At 32.3% G+C, this 15578-nt stretch carries 18 protein-coding genes; 17 read left to right on the top strand and 1 reads right to left on the bottom strand.

Annotated elements, in window-relative coordinates:
* Positions 1-20: 20 nt before the first annotated feature.
* Positions 21-392 (bottom strand): DUF6483 family protein, encoded by a 372-nt coding sequence (locus ACLUJM_RS08305; protein ID WP_002837151.1) that lies wholly within the window; start codon positions 390-392, stop codon positions 21-23.
* Between the two features lie 93 nt (positions 393-485).
* Between ACLUJM_RS08305 and aroF the strand changes: the two genes are divergently transcribed.
* From aroF to ACLUJM_RS08220, 17 genes are all read left to right on the top strand, one after another.
* On the top strand, positions 486-1487 hold the full coding sequence (gene aroF / locus ACLUJM_RS08300; protein WP_294685017.1) for a 3-deoxy-7-phosphoheptulonate synthase: 1002 nt from the start codon (positions 486-488) through the stop codon (positions 1485-1487).
* Complete coding sequence (gene aroB / locus ACLUJM_RS08295) at positions 1475-2506, top strand: 3-dehydroquinate synthase (protein WP_294685016.1); 1032 nt, start codon at positions 1475-1477, stop codon at positions 2504-2506. The genes aroF and aroB overlap by 13 nt, the downstream gene beginning before the upstream one ends.
* Entirely contained in the window at positions 2496-3692 is a 1197-nt protein-coding gene (gene aroA / locus ACLUJM_RS08290; protein WP_412412616.1) for a 3-phosphoshikimate 1-carboxyvinyltransferase, read from the top strand. The genes aroB and aroA overlap by 11 nt, the downstream gene beginning before the upstream one ends.
* Positions 3676-4767 (top strand): chorismate synthase, encoded by a 1092-nt coding sequence (aroC, locus tag ACLUJM_RS08285; protein ID WP_294685013.1) that lies wholly within the window; start codon positions 3676-3678, stop codon positions 4765-4767. Before aroA ends, aroC begins: the two co-directional genes overlap by 17 nt.
* On the top strand, positions 4743-4994 hold the full coding sequence (locus tag ACLUJM_RS08280) for a chorismate mutase (protein ID WP_294685012.1): 252 nt from the start codon (positions 4743-4745) through the stop codon (positions 4992-4994). The genes aroC and ACLUJM_RS08280 overlap by 25 nt, the downstream gene beginning before the upstream one ends.
* Complete coding sequence (locus ACLUJM_RS08275; RefSeq protein WP_294685011.1) at positions 4991-6202, top strand: shikimate kinase; 1212 nt, start codon at positions 4991-4993, stop codon at positions 6200-6202. The genes ACLUJM_RS08280 and ACLUJM_RS08275 overlap by 4 nt, the downstream gene beginning before the upstream one ends.
* Positions 6183-6611, top strand: coding sequence for a type II 3-dehydroquinate dehydratase (gene aroQ / locus ACLUJM_RS08270; RefSeq protein WP_294685010.1), 429 nt, complete (start codon positions 6183-6185; stop codon positions 6609-6611). Before ACLUJM_RS08275 ends, aroQ begins: the two co-directional genes overlap by 20 nt.
* A gap of 28 nt (positions 6612-6639) precedes the next feature.
* Positions 6640-7683: a ribonucleotide-diphosphate reductase subunit beta gene (locus tag ACLUJM_RS08265; RefSeq protein WP_294685009.1), complete on the top strand. Its 1044-nt coding sequence runs from the start codon at positions 6640-6642 to the stop codon at positions 7681-7683.
* Between the two features lie 56 nt (positions 7684-7739).
* Positions 7740-9047 carry a coproporphyrinogen III oxidase gene (locus ACLUJM_RS08260; protein WP_294685008.1) on the top strand — a complete coding sequence of 436 codons (1308 nt, stop codon included), beginning with the start codon at positions 7740-7742 and terminating at the stop codon, positions 9045-9047.
* Positions 9040-9420, top strand: a complete 381-nt coding sequence (locus ACLUJM_RS08255) for a hypothetical protein (RefSeq protein WP_294685007.1) — start codon at positions 9040-9042, stop codon at positions 9418-9420. Before ACLUJM_RS08260 ends, ACLUJM_RS08255 begins: the two co-directional genes overlap by 8 nt.
* A gap of 406 nt (positions 9421-9826) precedes the next feature.
* The gene (locus tag ACLUJM_RS08250) at positions 9827-10783 is read left to right on the top strand and encodes a 3D domain-containing protein (protein ID WP_294685005.1); all 957 of its coding nucleotides are present in this window, start codon (positions 9827-9829) and stop codon (positions 10781-10783) included.
* Positions 10784-10919: 136 nt separating this feature from the next.
* Positions 10920-11402, top strand: a complete 483-nt coding sequence (locus tag ACLUJM_RS08245) for a CarD family transcriptional regulator (protein WP_412412615.1) — start codon at positions 10920-10922, stop codon at positions 11400-11402.
* 26 nt (positions 11403-11428) lie between these two features.
* Positions 11429-12535, top strand: a complete 1107-nt coding sequence (locus ACLUJM_RS08240; protein WP_412412614.1) for a PIN/TRAM domain-containing protein — start codon at positions 11429-11431, stop codon at positions 12533-12535.
* A 98-nt stretch (positions 12536-12633) separates the two neighbouring features.
* Entirely contained in the window at positions 12634-13329 is a 696-nt protein-coding gene (gene ispD / locus ACLUJM_RS08235; RefSeq protein WP_294684166.1) for a 2-C-methyl-D-erythritol 4-phosphate cytidylyltransferase, read from the top strand.
* Positions 13326-13805: a 2-C-methyl-D-erythritol 2,4-cyclodiphosphate synthase gene (ispF, locus tag ACLUJM_RS08230; protein ID WP_294684167.1), complete on the top strand. Its 480-nt coding sequence runs from the start codon at positions 13326-13328 to the stop codon at positions 13803-13805. The genes ispD and ispF overlap by 4 nt, the downstream gene beginning before the upstream one ends.
* A gap of 8 nt (positions 13806-13813) precedes the next feature.
* Positions 13814-14857 carry a rod shape-determining protein gene (locus tag ACLUJM_RS08225; protein ID WP_294684168.1) on the top strand — a complete coding sequence of 348 codons (1044 nt, stop codon included), beginning with the start codon at positions 13814-13816 and terminating at the stop codon, positions 14855-14857.
* An 84-nt stretch (positions 14858-14941) separates the two neighbouring features.
* Positions 14942-15484, top strand: coding sequence for a rubrerythrin family protein (locus ACLUJM_RS08220; RefSeq protein ID WP_094206066.1), 543 nt, complete (start codon positions 14942-14944; stop codon positions 15482-15484).
* Positions 15485-15578: the final 94 nt, after the last annotated feature.

Raw genomic sequence — 15578 nt, 5'->3', positions numbered from 1 at the left:
GGTCATAATGCCAGTTTTTTTTAACCTTTGAATATCTCCAAGCCAAACATATCGCACATATCGTTCAATCCTTGTAGGATTTCATCGCGGCTGTAGTTTGATTTTTGAAGTTTTTCGTCAGAAAGTCCTTTTAATTTGTCGTAAAAGCGAGTAGCAATTGTAGCATACATGAGATTATTTGTTTCTAATTTTTCAAATAAAATATTTTCTGCATCGTTTATTCTATCTTCTTCAATCAGATTTTCCAATAATCGTTCAAATTCGAAGGAATCTTTTTGATATTGTTCATTTTCGTTTAATTTTCTGCTTGTTTCCATATCTGTAAATAATTTTTGCAAAAATTCACTAACTACGTTGATTTGTTTTAATAGCCAATCGTTTGATTCTATCATGTTATCACTCTTTCATATTTTTCTCTACTTATATTATACTAAATTTCTCAGTTTTGATATACTATTAATAGAATAAGATTATCGGAGAAAATTATGATAGTAAAATTAAAAAGAAATCCTAACGAAAAGGAAGTAAAAAAATTAATAGATTTTTTGAATCAACAAAATGTAAGAGTTGATGAAACTGTTGGAGATAGATATACAATTATTTCATTGATAGGAGACACATCAAGTATCGATGAGAAGTTGATTTCTCGTTTCGACATTGTAGACAAGGTAATACGAATTGAAGAACCTTTCAGTAAAGCGAACAAGAAATATCATCCACAGCCTAAAATTGTTGATGTGGGCGGTGTCAAAATCGGTGACGGAAATTTCTGTGTAATGGCTGGACCTTGCTCTGTTGAAAGTGAAGAACAAATCATCACGATTGCAAAAAGTGTTAAAGAAAACGGAGCGAATATTCTTAGAGGTGGTGCATTTAAGCCAAGATCATCGCCTTATGCTTTTCAAGGACTTGGTAAAAAAGGGATTGATTTATTAATCCAAGCAAAAAAAGAAACAGGACTTCCGATTATTACAGAGGTAATGGATTTGTCTGATTTGGATTACTTCAACGATGTCGATATGTTGCAAGTTGGAGCTAGAAATATGCAAAATTATTCCTTGCTTAAAGAGTTGGGACATTCAGATAAGCCGATTTTACTAAAGAGAGGTTTGAGTGCTACTTACAAGGAATGGATAATGAGCGCAGAGTACATCATGACTGGTGGCAATGAAAATGTTGTGTTGTGTGAGAGAGGAATTAGAACATTCGAATCTTATACTAGAAATACTTTGGATATTTCAGCGATTTCTGTTATGAAGGAATTGTCCCAATTGCCAATAATAATGGATCCATCACATGCTAGTGGCAAATACACTTTGATTGAACCACTATCACTTGCATCAACTGCGGCAGGCTGTGATGGACTTATGATTGAAGTCCACAATGATCCTGAAAATGCACTTAGCGATGGACCACAATCTGTCACTTGTGAACGATTTAGAACAATAATGAAAAAAGTAAGGAAATTAAGACAATGTATTCAGTGATAAGTGCGAATAATTACGACTGCATGATTGGATTAGATGCTTTAAATCAATCAAGAGATTATTTGAAAAATTTTATAAAATCCAAGGCGATTGTTATTACGGATGAGAATGTGGACAGATACCATCACAAAACATTGGATATTTTGCTAGATGACTTGGAAATTGAGCACGAATTCTATGTGATTAAACCTGGTGAATCTTCAAAAAGCTTGTCTGAATACGAAAAAATAATGAATTATATGAGTTTGTCTTATCACAGAAATGACACAGTGATTGCTTTTGGTGGAGGAGTTGTCGGTGATTTGGCTGGATTTGTCGCTGCGACTTTCATGAGAGGAATTGATTTCATACAAATCCCTACAACTGTTTTGTCGATGGTGGATTCTTCTGTAGGCTCAAAGACTGGAATTGACTTACCTGCTGGAAAAAACTTGATTGGTGCCTTTAAAGATCCCGCGCTTTGCATTATCGACCCACTTTTACTGAAAACATTAGATGATTACGTATTTGAAGATGGCTTTGGAGAGATAATCAAATACGCGATTTGTTTCGATGAAGAATTATTCGACATGATAAGTGCAAAAAGATTTACGAAAAAAAGTAATTTATCTGAAATTGTGGAGATATGTATCAGCATCAAAAAAGATATTGTATTACAAGATAAATTAGAAAAAAACTTACGAAGATTATTAAATTATGGTCATACTCTAGGACACGCGGTAGAAAAACTGTCCGATTACAACATTATGCACGGTCATGCTGTGGCTTATGGAATGAAATGTATGGCGAAAAAATACAGCAATGACTACGACAAAATATTAGAAGTTTTGAAAATGTATAATTTAAATGAAAATTACGAATATTCTGTAGATGATGTGTACGATGTGACTCTTCGCGACAAGAAGAACACAAAAGATATGATTAGTTTGATAGTTTCTGAAGAAATTGGAGACTGTACGGTTTTGAGTATGAACAAATCGGATTACAAAAAGGTTTTGAGTGATATTTATGAAGATTAAAACGGACAAATTACAAGGAACGGTGGACGCTATATCTTCCAAATCATTTGCACACAGGTTTTTGATTTTGGCAAGTGTAGCAGATATAGATACAACTATTATTATCAATGAATTTTCGAATGATATAATGACAACTATTGATTGCTTGAGAAATTTGGGAGTAAAGATAGAAATTAACGAAAATGAAGTTACAGTTCATCCTTCTTTTTTTCAAAAAGATGTGTCTGATATCAATGTGAATGATTCTGGGTCAACTTTGAGATTTCTGTTACCATTGGTGAGTTTCTTATCTCAAAAGACAAACATCAAATGTAGTGGAAGACTGCAAGATAGACCAATAAAGGAATTGATGGATCAATTAAAATTGTCGGGGCTTACTTTTAGTGCAGACAAGCTTCCATTTACAGTTGATGGAACTTTTCACAAAATTGATTTTGAATTTCCTGGAGATGTTTCTAGTCAATATATTTCTGCGATTATGATGATTGCACCGCTTATTGGTGGCTGCGAAATCAAAATAACATCAAAAATGGAATCTACAGGTTATATCAAAATCACACAAGAATGTTTGAAAACTTTTGGTGTTGATTCTGAGATTTTGTCAGATAAAGTTATCGTAAAACCTGGGGCTTTGAAATCACCTGGTAGAATTTGCGTTGAAGGTGATTGGTCCAACGCAGCTTTTTTCTTGTGTGCAAACGCACTAGGAGCAGATGTAAATGTTGAAAATTTGAACTATAATTCAGTGCAAGGAGACAAGAAAATAGTTGAATTATTGGGAAAAATAGAAAACAACAAAGATTATATTGAAATAGATATATCGCAAACACCGGATTTGTTCGTGATTTTGGGATTGGTTTTGTCACAAAAATGTGAGAAATCAGTAATCAAGAACGCAAATAGATTGAGACTAAAAGAATCCGATAGAATTCAATCAACTTATGAAATGCTTAAATCATTTGGAGTCGATTGCGAAATAGATGGAGATAACTTATTGATTAATAAATCAGAAATTAAACCAACAGTTGTAAATTCCTTTGACGATCACAGAATTGTTATGGCAGCAGCGATAGCATCTGTAATTACGAAGGAAGTAGAAATAAAAGATTGGGAAGCTGTGAACAAATCTTATCCATCTTTTTTTGAAGATTTAGAAAGGTTGGGCAGCAATGTCATCTATAGGTAAATTAGTGAGATTAACTGTGTGGGGAGAATCCCATGGTAGCATGATTGGTGGAGTGATTGACGGAGTTGAGCCGGGAATTAAAATCGATTATGAAAGATTGAGACTTCACATGAAAAGAAGATCTCCCGGTAAATCCAACACGACACTTAGAAAAGAATCTGATGAGGTAGAATTTGTATCTGGAGTTATGAATGATACGACAACTGGAGCACCACTTTCTTTTATAATAAAAAACTCAGACCACCATTCAAAAGATTATTCAAATATTTACAACACACCTAGACCATCTCACGCAGATTATCCAGCGACAGTTAGATTCGATGGGTTTAACGATATCAATGGTAGTGGACATTTTTCGGGTAGGCTAACAGCGGTCATAAACGTTGCAGGATTTATAGCAAAAGAAATTTTGAAAAAACACGAAGTATATGTGTTCAGTCATTTGTATTCTCTTGGTGATATTGTCGATGAAAAATTCGATGAATTACAATTTACAGATTACAGTTACTTGAATAGTAAAACTATTGAAGTAATCAACGATGAGATAATTGCCAAAATTGATAAGAAAATTGACGATTTGAGAGATAAAAAAGATTCCATTGGGTCAAGTGTTGAAACAGTAGTGTATAATTTGAGAGCGGGAGTCGGGGATACACTGTTTGATTCTATTGAATCGAGGTTATCACAGGCTTATTTTGGAATTGGAGCTGTAAAATCTGTAGAATTTGGTTTGGGAAAATCATTTGACACTTCAAATGCGTCAAATGTGAATGACTGCTATTATATAGAAAACGAACAAATTAAAACCAAAACGAATTATAACGGTGGAATACTGGGAGGAATTTCGACGGGAATGCCAATAACTTCTATTGTCACCTTCAAACCACCAGCATCGATTGGATTGACACAAGATACTGTTGATTTGAAAAACAAAACAAATACTAAGCTTACTGTTGAAGGACGACACGATCCAAGCATTGGAATAAGGGCTGTAAGCGTGATGGAATCAATCACTGCATTTGTGATTTACGACTTATTAAGGGAGTATGGATGGAAAGATTTAGAAATGAAATAGATAAAATAGATTCTGAAATTGCAAAATTATTAGAAAAAAGATTTGAGATTTGCTCTGAAATAGGGGATTTTAAATCGAAAAACAATATCGAAACAGAGGATAAATCAAGAGAAAAGGAAATTTTCGAAAAAATCGACAATAATCATTTTAAATTCTCCGATAATATAAAAGAGGTCGAATACAAAATTATACTAGAATCAAAAAAAATCCAGGATAATTTGAAATGAAATACGGACTATTAGGACAAACTTTAAAACATAGTTATTCAAAAGAAATTCACGAATTATTGGGGTATTACAAGTACGAGTATTTTGAAGAAAATGATTTGGATAGATTTTTCAAAAGAAAAGATATCAATGGGATAAATGTAACCATTCCCTACAAAGAAGATGTAATAAAATATTTAGATGAAATGAGTGAAGATGCTAAAAAAATCGGCTGTGTAAACACAATCAAATTCACCGATACTATCAAAGGCTACAACACTGATATCGATGGAATGGAATACATGATTAGTCGAATTATCGATTTAAAAGGAAAAGAAGTCGTGATTTTAGGAGATGGTGCGACTAGCAAAACTGCCGTAGAATGTGCGAAAAGGCTTCAAGCGAAAACCATTAAAGTAATTTCGAGAAAAGGTGAGCACAAGTTTGAAGATATAGATTATTACAAAAACTGTGACGTTTTGATTAATGCTACTCCAGTTGGAATGTATCCCAATAATTTAAAATCAGTTGTCAAAATTAACAAAATCAAACCAAAGGCTGTGTTTGATGTGATTTACAATCCTAATAAAACTTCTTTGTTGATGGATTGTGATAGACTTAGAATAGCAAACGACAATGGGTTGAGAATGTTGGTGTATCAAGCTGTAAAAGCTTGTGAGATTTTCACTTCGAAAAAAATCGACTGTGATGTTGTAGAAAATATCGTACAGAAAATTAGAACGAAAAACATGAATATTGCACTGGTTGGAATGCCTGGATGTGGCAAAAGTACCGTTGCGAAAATAATTGCAAAAACAATCGACAAAAAGTTTGTAGATATAGATAAAATCATCACACAAAGATATGGTAATATTAACGATATTTTTGCACTAAAAGGTGAAAAATATTTCAGAGAAATCGAATCCGAAGTATTAGAAGAATTTTCCAAAGAAAAGAACTTGGTTATTGCAACTGGTGGTGGAGCTGTGACTGTGAAGAAGAATTTTTATTATCTTCATCAAAATTCTGTAATCTATTGGATTGATAGACCGAACAATAAATTATCACGAAAAAACAGACCGATTTACAAATCAAACACTATGCATGAAATCAGACAAAACAGAAATTATTTGTATCGAAGATTTAGCGATAAGTATTTCAACAATTACAATGCAAAAAAAACCGCCAAACTAATCGTGGAGGATTTTAATGAAACTATTTATTATTAATGGTCCAAATCTGAATATGCTGGGGATAAGAGAGCCTGATATTTACGGGACATTGACTTTAAAAGATATTGAAAGCAAAATAAAATTGTACTGCAAAAAAAAACAAATAGATGTTGAATTTTATCAATCAAATCACGAAGGAGAAATCGTGGATATTATACAAAGTGCTTATCAAAAAGCAGACGGAATTGTGATAAATCCAGCAGCATATACGCACACATCGGTTGCTATTTTGGATGCTTTGAAAGCAGTGAATATAGACACTGTGGAAGTGCATTTGTCAGATGTGGATGAGAGAGAAGATTTCAGAAAGCTTTCTTATGTATCGCTTTTTGCTAAAAAAATTATTAAAGGAAAAGGTGCCGATGGATATATCGAAGCTATCGATTTTTTTGTAAATAGAATATAATATGATTATGAAAAATTTAGGAGGGGCAATGGACGAATTAAAAAAACGTGGTTTATTTAATGAACACGGAGATATTGATTTATCTAAAAGAAAAATAATTAACGGTAATACTACTAACTTGAACGATTTTAACAACATAAAATACTCATGGACAAGTGAATGGTACAGACAATCCATGAATAACTTCTGGATTCCAGAAGAAATCAATTTGAATCAAGATATCAAAGACTACAGAAATTTATCAGAAGACGAAAAGATTGCTTACGACAAAATTCTATCGTTTTTGATTTATTTGGATAGTTTGCAAACAGCGCAACTTCCAAACTTAGAAGCATACATTACAGCTAATGAAATCAACTTGTGTTTGTCAATTCAAGCGTTCCAAGAATCAATTCATTCACAATCTTACAGTTATATTTTGGATACTATTTGTTCTCCTGAAGAAAGAACAGAAATATTATACCAATGGAAAGACGATGAGTTTTTATTAGAAAGAAACAGATTTATTGGCGACCAATACAACGACTTTTTTGAAAAGAAAAGCGAAAAGAATTTCATGAAAGCTTTGATTGCTAACTATATACTAGAAGGAGTTTACTTCTATTCTGGTTTTATGTTCTTCTACAATCTAGGAAGAATGGGTAAAATGCCGGGAACTGTGCAAGAAATCAGATACATTAACAGAGATGAAAACACGCATTTGTGGTTGTTTAGATCTATGATTTTGGATTTGAAGAAAGAACGTCCAGAATTATTCACTGACGAAAAGAATGCACAATACAAAGAAATGATTAAACAAGGTGCAGAAGCTGAAATAGCGTGGGCAAAATACGTTATCGGTGAAAAAATCCAAGGGTTGTCCATCAAAATGGTTGAAGATTACATCAAATATTTGGGTAATTTGAGATCTACAGGACTTGGTTTTGGGGTTATCTATCCAGGTTACGAAAGAGAAATTCCATCGATGAAATGGGTAAGTGAATATTCTGATCCAAATAAAATCAAAACGGATTTCTTCGAAGCAAAACCATCAGCATATTCCAAGTCAGCAATAATAGAAGACGATTTATAAATAAAACCCGGCATTTTTCGTTTCAGAAATGTGCCGGATTATTTAATTGAGAAAATATGAAAATACAATTAGAAGATAAAAAATATCAAAAAGAATGTATCGATATTTTTACGATATTTGATTCTAAACAAAATTTGGAATTTGGACAGAGTGATTTTGTAGTTGGAACAGATTATGTAATTAAAGACAAAAAATACACATTTAAGACTAGACTAGAACTGAAGAAAATACTGTATCAGTTATTTTCACTGCGATACAATTATACGAATGATTGGGGAATACTAACTGGAACGAAGCCATCAAAGATTTTGAGAAATCACAGCGATGAAGAATTAAGTAGAATGTATTTGATAAATGATGAAAACTTGAAACTTTTACGAGACATTGACAAAATTCAGTCTACCATGGATTTTGACGAGAAAAACTATAACATATATATCAATATTCCATTTTGTCCTAGCAGATGCGATTATTGTTCTTTCCCGACAATAGTTTATAAAAATAACGACAAAAGAGAAGAATATCTTGGATATTTAATAAAAGAAATCACAGAAGTTTCCAAGAGTATCGACAAGCATAAAATCAAAACAATTTATGTGGGAGGGGGAACTCCGACAAGTTTGGATAAGATAATGCTAGAAAAGCTTTTGAAAGTTATTGAAAAGTGTTTTGTGTCAGATGAACTACTGGAATACACTTTCGAAGCTGGTCGTGAAGATAGCTTGCATTATGAGAAGTTGAAGTTGTTAAAAAAGTACAAGGTGACAAGAATTAGCCTTAATCCACAAACTTTTAACGAAAAAGCTTTGAAAGAAATGGGGCGAATTCAAAATAATAATAATTTGCTTGATTTGTACACTCAAGCCAAAAACTTAGGATTTGTCGTGAATATGGATTTTATATTGGGATTATTGTATGATGATGTAACTAATACAAAAGAAAATCTAGAAATTTTAAGACGACTACAGCCTGATAATATAACGTTTCACACTTTGTCTATTAAAAATGGAAGCAAGTATTCACAAAAATACGATAAAGCAAATTTTGAAGAAAATATTGCAGAAAAACAAATGCAGCTTGTAAAAGCATGGACTTTGGAGAATGATTACAAGCCGTATTATTTGTATCGTCAGAAAAACATCCTGAATAATATGGAAAATATCGGATACTGTAAGGATTATCCATCGAGATACAATATTGTAATCAATGAGGAATTGGAGAGTATTATAGGTTTTGGAATGACTGCCAATTCTAAAATCATAAAAGATGATATAATAAAATACACAAACTACAAAAATTTAAGAGATTATTCAGAAAAACTAGACGAAATAATAAAACGAAAGGTGGAAATTATTAATGGGTGAACTAAAAAAAAGAGAAGAATTCAAATCGGATAGAAGTAGAGTTTTTCAAACAATAAAAGATAGATTATTAGATAATTCAAAACCTACTGGAGTTAAAAATCAATATGTAATAGATAATTTGGGAGTTTCTATGACTTATACGATTAAAGAGCTTGTAGAAAACGAAAAAATGTACATCGATTTGAATTCTAAAACCATAGATGGGTATTTGAATTTTGATTTTGGAGACACCAATTTAGGTAGTTTTGTCGATGTGGATATGAAACTTCACAACAAATCACTGTTTGGAGGTTTAATGAATTTTGTAATGGATATAGATAAGGTCGAAAATAAACTTGTGTATGAATTAAAAAAGGAACTGGGAGAACTTTAAATTATCGATATTTAAATTTAAAAAACTCTTAACAATCCCTATGTTTATTATCTAAATGTTTTATTTTAGTTAATTCACATAGGGATTTTTTCGTGAAATTTAGAAAATTTTAGGAAATATGACTAAAAACACACTAAATATTACAAAAATGTAATATTTTAAACTGTTGTACTCAATAAACAAATGATTTTAAAACTCACTGTAACCTTTTTGTAACCCCTTATTTTCAAGCATTTAACATTTATTAATTTTGAGCGAATAGATACAAAACAGTCTAATGAAAACGAGTATCGTTAAAATGATAAAAAACATATCTCTTTTTCTTGAATTATTTTTCTGGGTTGTATAAAATAGCCGGGTAGTAAAAAATAAGAAAAAATCTAAACGAAAGAAAGAGGAGATACAAATGAGTTTTAGAAAGTTAATTTTAAATTCTTCTGTTGTCATTATGACAAGCTTATTAGCATTTGTACCATCAAATTCACAAGCAAAAGATTTGAATAATGTTAAAGTAGAACAAAAATCAAGTGAAAATACACAATCAAAAAAATATTGGATAAATGATGATACAGATTTGTTTAAAGAGGAAAATGAACACAGTAAAATAATCGGAGAATTAGAACAAGGCGACGCTGTAAAAGTTGAAAAAATTGGAGAAGTTTTTGCAAAAGTAACTTTTACACAAGATAAGAAGAATATCGAAGGTTTTATTTACAAATCATATTTGTCACAAAAAGAAGTTAAACCAGATCCAAATAAGTTTGAAGGATGGGTTAACGAAGAAACTAAAGTATTTGATTCAAAAGAAGAAAAAGAAGCAAAAGAATTGGGAGCAATTGACAAAGACTCAGAAATCAAAGGTCACATTGATGAAGATAATTTAAGAATTACTTATTTTGGAAGAACAGCTTATATTACAGCTAAAAACACAACAAAGGAATCACCTAAAGATAGAGATAAAAGACTTGCAAAGGAAAGAAAAATTCAAGCTCAAAAACTTGCTGAAAAAAGAAAAAAAGAACAAGAAGAAAGAGCTAAAAAAGAAAAACAACAACAATCAGCACCTCAAAATGTTTCAGGAAGAACTATTACAATGAGATCTACTGCTTATACTTCTGATCCTGCTGAAAATGGTGGATATTCTACAACAGCAATGGGAACAGCTATTAGATACGGTGTAGCAGCTGTTGACCCTAATGTAATTCCTTTGGGAACAAGATTGTACATTGAAGGATATGGATACGCAAGAGCTGAAGATACTGGTGGAGCTATCAAAGGAAATAGAATCGACTTAGTATTTGGTTCAAAATCTCAAAGCAATAATTGGGGAAGAAGAACTGTAAGAGTTACAATTTTAAATTAATATATTACTACGAAAATTAGGCGATGAAAATTCATCGTCTTTTTTAATTGACAAAAAAACAAGATATGATATAATTAAAAGTTTTATTATTGAATTTAAATTATTATTAAGCTATAATATAAGGTGAGGTGATAGTATGTTTAAAATAGGCGATAAGATTGTTTATCCTATGCACGGTGCAGGCATAATTACCGAAGTACAAAATAAAGAGGTCTTGGGAGTTAAAAAAGATTATTATATTTTGAAAATGCCAATGGGGGAAATGAAAATCTCTATACCTGTAGATAAGATAAATGATATGGGAATAAGATTTGTCGCTAAAGAAGAGACCATTCATTCTTTAAGAGATATTTTAGAGAATAGTCCAGTAAAATTTCCTTCTAATTGGAATAAAAGGTACAAAGAAAATCTTGAAAAATTGAGAACCGGAGATATAAAAGAAACTGCAATTGTGTATAAGGGATTATATGAACTGGATTCAAAAAAAGGCCTATCCATGATTGAAAAGAAAGTGCTAAATACCTCCAGAAAAATGCTTATTAGCGAAATAGCAAGCAGCTTGGATATTAAACCATCAAAAGCTGAAAGCATGGTGAATGAATTGATTGATTTGGACTAAAATATTTTGAAAGGAGGATTAATGTTTTGTTCAGACGAGGGATGTCAATCCTGATATCTATCATCGGAGCTATTTTAGGAATTATATTTGCTAATGCTATATTCAATAATTTTATTGATAAATCAACAGGTTTGATTATCAAGATAATTTGTATGATTGCAGCAGCAGTTGTTTTTGGATTTATATTTTATGCTTTGGCTCCGAAATTCATATCAGTAGAATTGAAATTGATAGAATCTATTGAAGATTCACTTAAAAAGTTCTCTCTGGTCGATATTATTATTGGAACTATTGGTCTTGTGGTAGGGCTTATCCTAGCTTTTTTGATATCACAGCCGTTGTTAAAATTAAATATTCCGGGGATAGGAACTGTATTGACGGTTATTTTTGAGATCGTATTTTATATTGGAATGGGATTTTTGGGGGCGAAGCTTGCACTCAATTATCACGATGATTTCTTAACTTTTTTCGAAAGAATTAAAACAAAAGAAAAATCAGGTATAAGAATACCAAGCAAAGATAGCAAAGTTAGACCCAAAATCGTAGATACTTCTACTATCATCGACGGTAGAATTATCGATATACTGAAGACTGGGTTTTTAGAAGGAACTCTGATTATTCCAATATTTGTTATCGAAGAACTGCAACATATAGCTGATTCTGATAATTATTTAAGAAGGCAAAAAGGAAGACGTGGATTGGATATTTTAAAAACTATGCAAACTGACTACAAAGACAAAGTCAAAGTAGTTGATAAAAGATATCCAAATATCGACAAAGTTGATTCAATGCTCGTTAAAATGTCAGAAGAATTGAATGCAAATTTACTTACTAACGACTATAATTTGAATAAGGTTGCAAACTTGCAAGAAGTTTTCGTGTTTAACATAAATGATTTGGCAAATGCAATGAGACCTGTTTTTATAGCGGGCGAACCAATTAATGTGTCAATTATAAAAGAAGGACGAGAAAACAATCAAGGTATCGGATACTTAGACGATGGTACGATGATTGTAGTGGAAGATGGCAAGAAATATTTGGGACAAGTTATCGAATGTACTGTTACAAGTGTTCTTCAAACTTCTGCAGGGAAAATGATTTTTGCTAAGAAATCAGATGAAAAGGATAATTAATATTTTGAGAGCTACATTAGGTAGTTCTCTTTTTTTATTGAAATTGTATATTTTTTTAATTAAGTTCATTTTTTGATATAATAATAATGAGGTGTTGTATGGATAAATATATTTCAGCTATTATTACAGCTGCTGGCTCCTCTCAAAGAATGAATAATAAAATTCCGAAACAGTTTTTGAAAATAAGAGATAAAATGATTTTGGAGATGACATTGGATGTATTTCAATCTATCGATGAAATAAGAGAGTTCATTCTTGTAATCAGAGAAGAAGATGAAGAATTTGTAAGAAAATTTATTAAAGAAAAAGGCTACAGAGATATCATAATTGCTACTGGTGGCGATACAAGAGAAAAATCTACATATAATGGGTTGAATAAAGTCAGTGAAAATTGTGATTTGATAATCAGTCACGATGCGGCTAGACCATTTATAAGACGAGAAAAAATTCTTGAAGCTATCGAATCCATCGGTGATTACGATGGTCTTGTTGTGAGCGTTGGAGCGAAGGATACGATAAAATATGTCGATGATGATATGAGAGTGGTTAACACTCCTAACAGGGCACATTTGTATATGGCACAAACTCCACAAGTTTTCAAATATAAATCCATTAAAGATGCTTACAAATTAGTATTTGACGAAAAAATAAATGTAACTGACGATTCATCTTTGCTTGAAATCGTCGGCAAAAAAGTAAAGATAATTAAAGGCGATTATTCTAACATCAAAATAACAACTCAAGAGGATTTGTTATTTGGAGAATTAATTGCAAGAAAGAGAGAAAATGAATGAGAATAGGTTTTGGGTTAGACGTTCATAAGCTTGTTGAAGATAGAAAATTAATATTAGGCGGAGTGGAGATACCACATGACAAGGGACTTTTGGGTCACAGTGATGCAGATGTTTTGATTCATGCGATAATGGATGCTATATGTGGAGCGCTTTGCCTTGGAGATATTGGAAAATTATTTCCTGATACTGATATGAAATACAAGGACATTGATTCCAGAGTATTACTTAGAAAAGTTTTTGAGATTATGGATGATATGGGGTATGAAGTGGGAAATATTGATTGCACGATTTCTTGCCAAAAACCAAAACTTAGAGATTATATTGATACTATGAGAGAAAATATCGCACAAGATTTGCACACTAATACATTTAATGTTTCTGTAAAGGCGACAACAACAGAACAACTTGGTTTTGAAGGTAGATGTGAAGGCATCACTGCTAACAGCGTTTGTATACTTAACAAAAAAGATTTATAGGTGATTATATGAATTTTAGAAGAAAAATAGCAATAGATTTGGGAACGGCATCTGTTCTTGTGTATCTACCTAATAAAGGAGTTGTACTGAATGAGCCATCAGTTGTTGCGATGAATAGTTTTAATTCCAAAATCATTTCTGTTGGTAAAGATGCTAAGAAAATTTTGGGAAGAACTCCAGGAAATATTATCGCAAAAAAACCACTAAAAGATGGTGTGGTTGCAGATTTCAATTCTACAGAAAAGATTATTTCCTATTTGCTCAGAAAAACTTTGGGGAAATCCTTGATTAGACCTGAGGTTTTGATTTGTGTTCCAAGTCAAATCACTCAAGTACAACGACGTGCAGTTATTCAAGCGGCAAAATATGCAGGAGCTTATAATACTTATTTAATCGAAGAACCACTAGCAGCAGCTATAGGATCGGGAATTGATGTAACAGATGCAAGAGGAAATATTGTAGTGGATATTGGAGGAGGTACTACTGATGTTGCCGTGATTTCCATGGGTGGAATTGTAATCAACAAATCCATTCCTGTTGCAGGGGACGAATTTGACAAAAGAATTCAAGATTTTGTTCAGACAAAATACAACATGATTATTGGGGAATCGACAGCGGAAAAAGTTAAAATCAATGTAGGTAGTGCATATCCAAGAGACGACGGAGAGTTGTATGAAATCAAAGGTAGGAATTTGGTAAATGGATTGCCAATGCACATTTACGTTTCCTCAAAGGATATCTCCGTTGCGTTGAAAAAACCGATCGATAAAATCGTGGACACTGTCCAAGAAGTTTTGGAACAAACTCCTGCAGAATTGGCAGCAGATGTTTACGAAAGAGGAATTATCATGAGTGGTGGAGGAAGCCTACTCAAAGGATTGGATAAATTGATTTCTGAAAGAATTGGTGTGAATGCCAGAATTGTAGATGGACCAATCACTGCAGTTGTTAGGGGAACTGGCAAATCATTAATGTGGATGGATAAATTAAAAGAAGATAGCGATTCACATCAGGATTTAAGACGAAAAGTTATAGTAAGTAGAATGAGATAATTTGTAATTATTACAATCTGTATTCATTGTTTGGTATCAATGTGATATAATATATATATAAAATAATTTAGGGGGTATTTTGATATGAAAATGATGACACAAGCAAATTTACAATCAGCATTTGGAGGAGAATCTCAAGCAAGAAACAGATACAACATTTGGGGGAATAAAGCTGAAAAAGACGGTTTTAAAAATGTTGCTAGATTGTTCAACGCTACAGCTGATGCTGAAAAAATCCACGCTGCATTACACTTTGATGCATTAAAAGATGTTCACGGTGATTTCGCAGTAACTAGCATGGCTGGTTTCGGAATTGGAAGCACTTCTGAAAACTTAGAAGGAGCTAGAAACGGAGAAATCTTCGAAGCAACTGAAATGTACCCAGCTTACATAGAAGTAGCTGAAATGCAAGAAGAAAAAGAAGCAGTAAGAGCTATGAGATTTGCTGTAGAAGCAGAAAAAGTTCACGCTGAAAGATTCGGAAAAGCAAAAGAATTCGTTGATGGTGGAAAAGACTTAGAAGTAGAAGAAATATTACTATGCCCAGTTTGCGGATACATAGGATTTGAAAAAATCGATGCATGTCCAATTTGCGGATGCAAATCCGAAAAATTCATAGAATATTAATTTTTTGATATAAGCCGGGTAATACCGGCTTATATTTTAATTGATGACTTTAGTCAGTTGAGTTCGCTTGCGAACGAAACAATAAACTACCCGC

The organism is Finegoldia sp., from assembly GCF_046991905.1.
In the GTDB taxonomy this organism is placed as follows: Bacteria; Bacillota; Clostridia; order Tissierellales; family Peptoniphilaceae; genus Finegoldia.
The sequence above is the reverse complement of the archived record's forward strand: the minus strand, read 5'-3'. Positions and strand labels throughout refer to the sequence as shown.

Coding starts and splice junctions, on each gene's coding strand:
- ACLUJM_RS08305 (WP_002837151.1), bottom strand. CDS start 392: ATGATAGAATCAAACGATTGGCTATTAAAACAAATCAACGTAGTTAGT.
- aroF (WP_294685017.1), top strand. CDS start 486: ATGATAGTAAAATTAAAAAGAAATCCTAACGAAAAGGAAGTAAAAAAA.
- aroB (WP_294685016.1), top strand. CDS start 1,475: ATGTATTCAGTGATAAGTGCGAATAATTACGACTGCATGATTGGATTA.
- aroA (WP_412412616.1), top strand. CDS start 2,496: ATGAAGATTAAAACGGACAAATTACAAGGAACGGTGGACGCTATATCT.
- aroC (WP_294685013.1), top strand. CDS start 3,676: ATGTCATCTATAGGTAAATTAGTGAGATTAACTGTGTGGGGAGAATCC.
- ACLUJM_RS08280 (WP_294685012.1), top strand. CDS start 4,743: ATGGAAAGATTTAGAAATGAAATAGATAAAATAGATTCTGAAATTGCA.
- ACLUJM_RS08275 (WP_294685011.1), top strand. CDS start 4,991: ATGAAATACGGACTATTAGGACAAACTTTAAAACATAGTTATTCAAAA.
- aroQ (WP_294685010.1), top strand. CDS start 6,183: ATGAAACTATTTATTATTAATGGTCCAAATCTGAATATGCTGGGGATA.
- ACLUJM_RS08265 (WP_294685009.1), top strand. CDS start 6,640: ATGGACGAATTAAAAAAACGTGGTTTATTTAATGAACACGGAGATATT.
- ACLUJM_RS08260 (WP_294685008.1), top strand. CDS start 7,740: ATGAAAATACAATTAGAAGATAAAAAATATCAAAAAGAATGTATCGAT.
- ACLUJM_RS08255 (WP_294685007.1), top strand. CDS start 9,040: ATGGGTGAACTAAAAAAAAGAGAAGAATTCAAATCGGATAGAAGTAGA.
- ACLUJM_RS08250 (WP_294685005.1), top strand. CDS start 9,827: ATGAGTTTTAGAAAGTTAATTTTAAATTCTTCTGTTGTCATTATGACA.
- ACLUJM_RS08245 (WP_412412615.1), top strand. CDS start 10,920: ATGTTTAAAATAGGCGATAAGATTGTTTATCCTATGCACGGTGCAGGC.
- ispD (WP_294684166.1), top strand. CDS start 12,634: ATGGATAAATATATTTCAGCTATTATTACAGCTGCTGGCTCCTCTCAA.
- ispF (WP_294684167.1), top strand. CDS start 13,326: ATGAGAATAGGTTTTGGGTTAGACGTTCATAAGCTTGTTGAAGATAGA.
- ACLUJM_RS08225 (WP_294684168.1), top strand. CDS start 13,814: ATGAATTTTAGAAGAAAAATAGCAATAGATTTGGGAACGGCATCTGTT.
- ACLUJM_RS08220 (WP_094206066.1), top strand. CDS start 14,942: ATGAAAATGATGACACAAGCAAATTTACAATCAGCATTTGGAGGAGAA.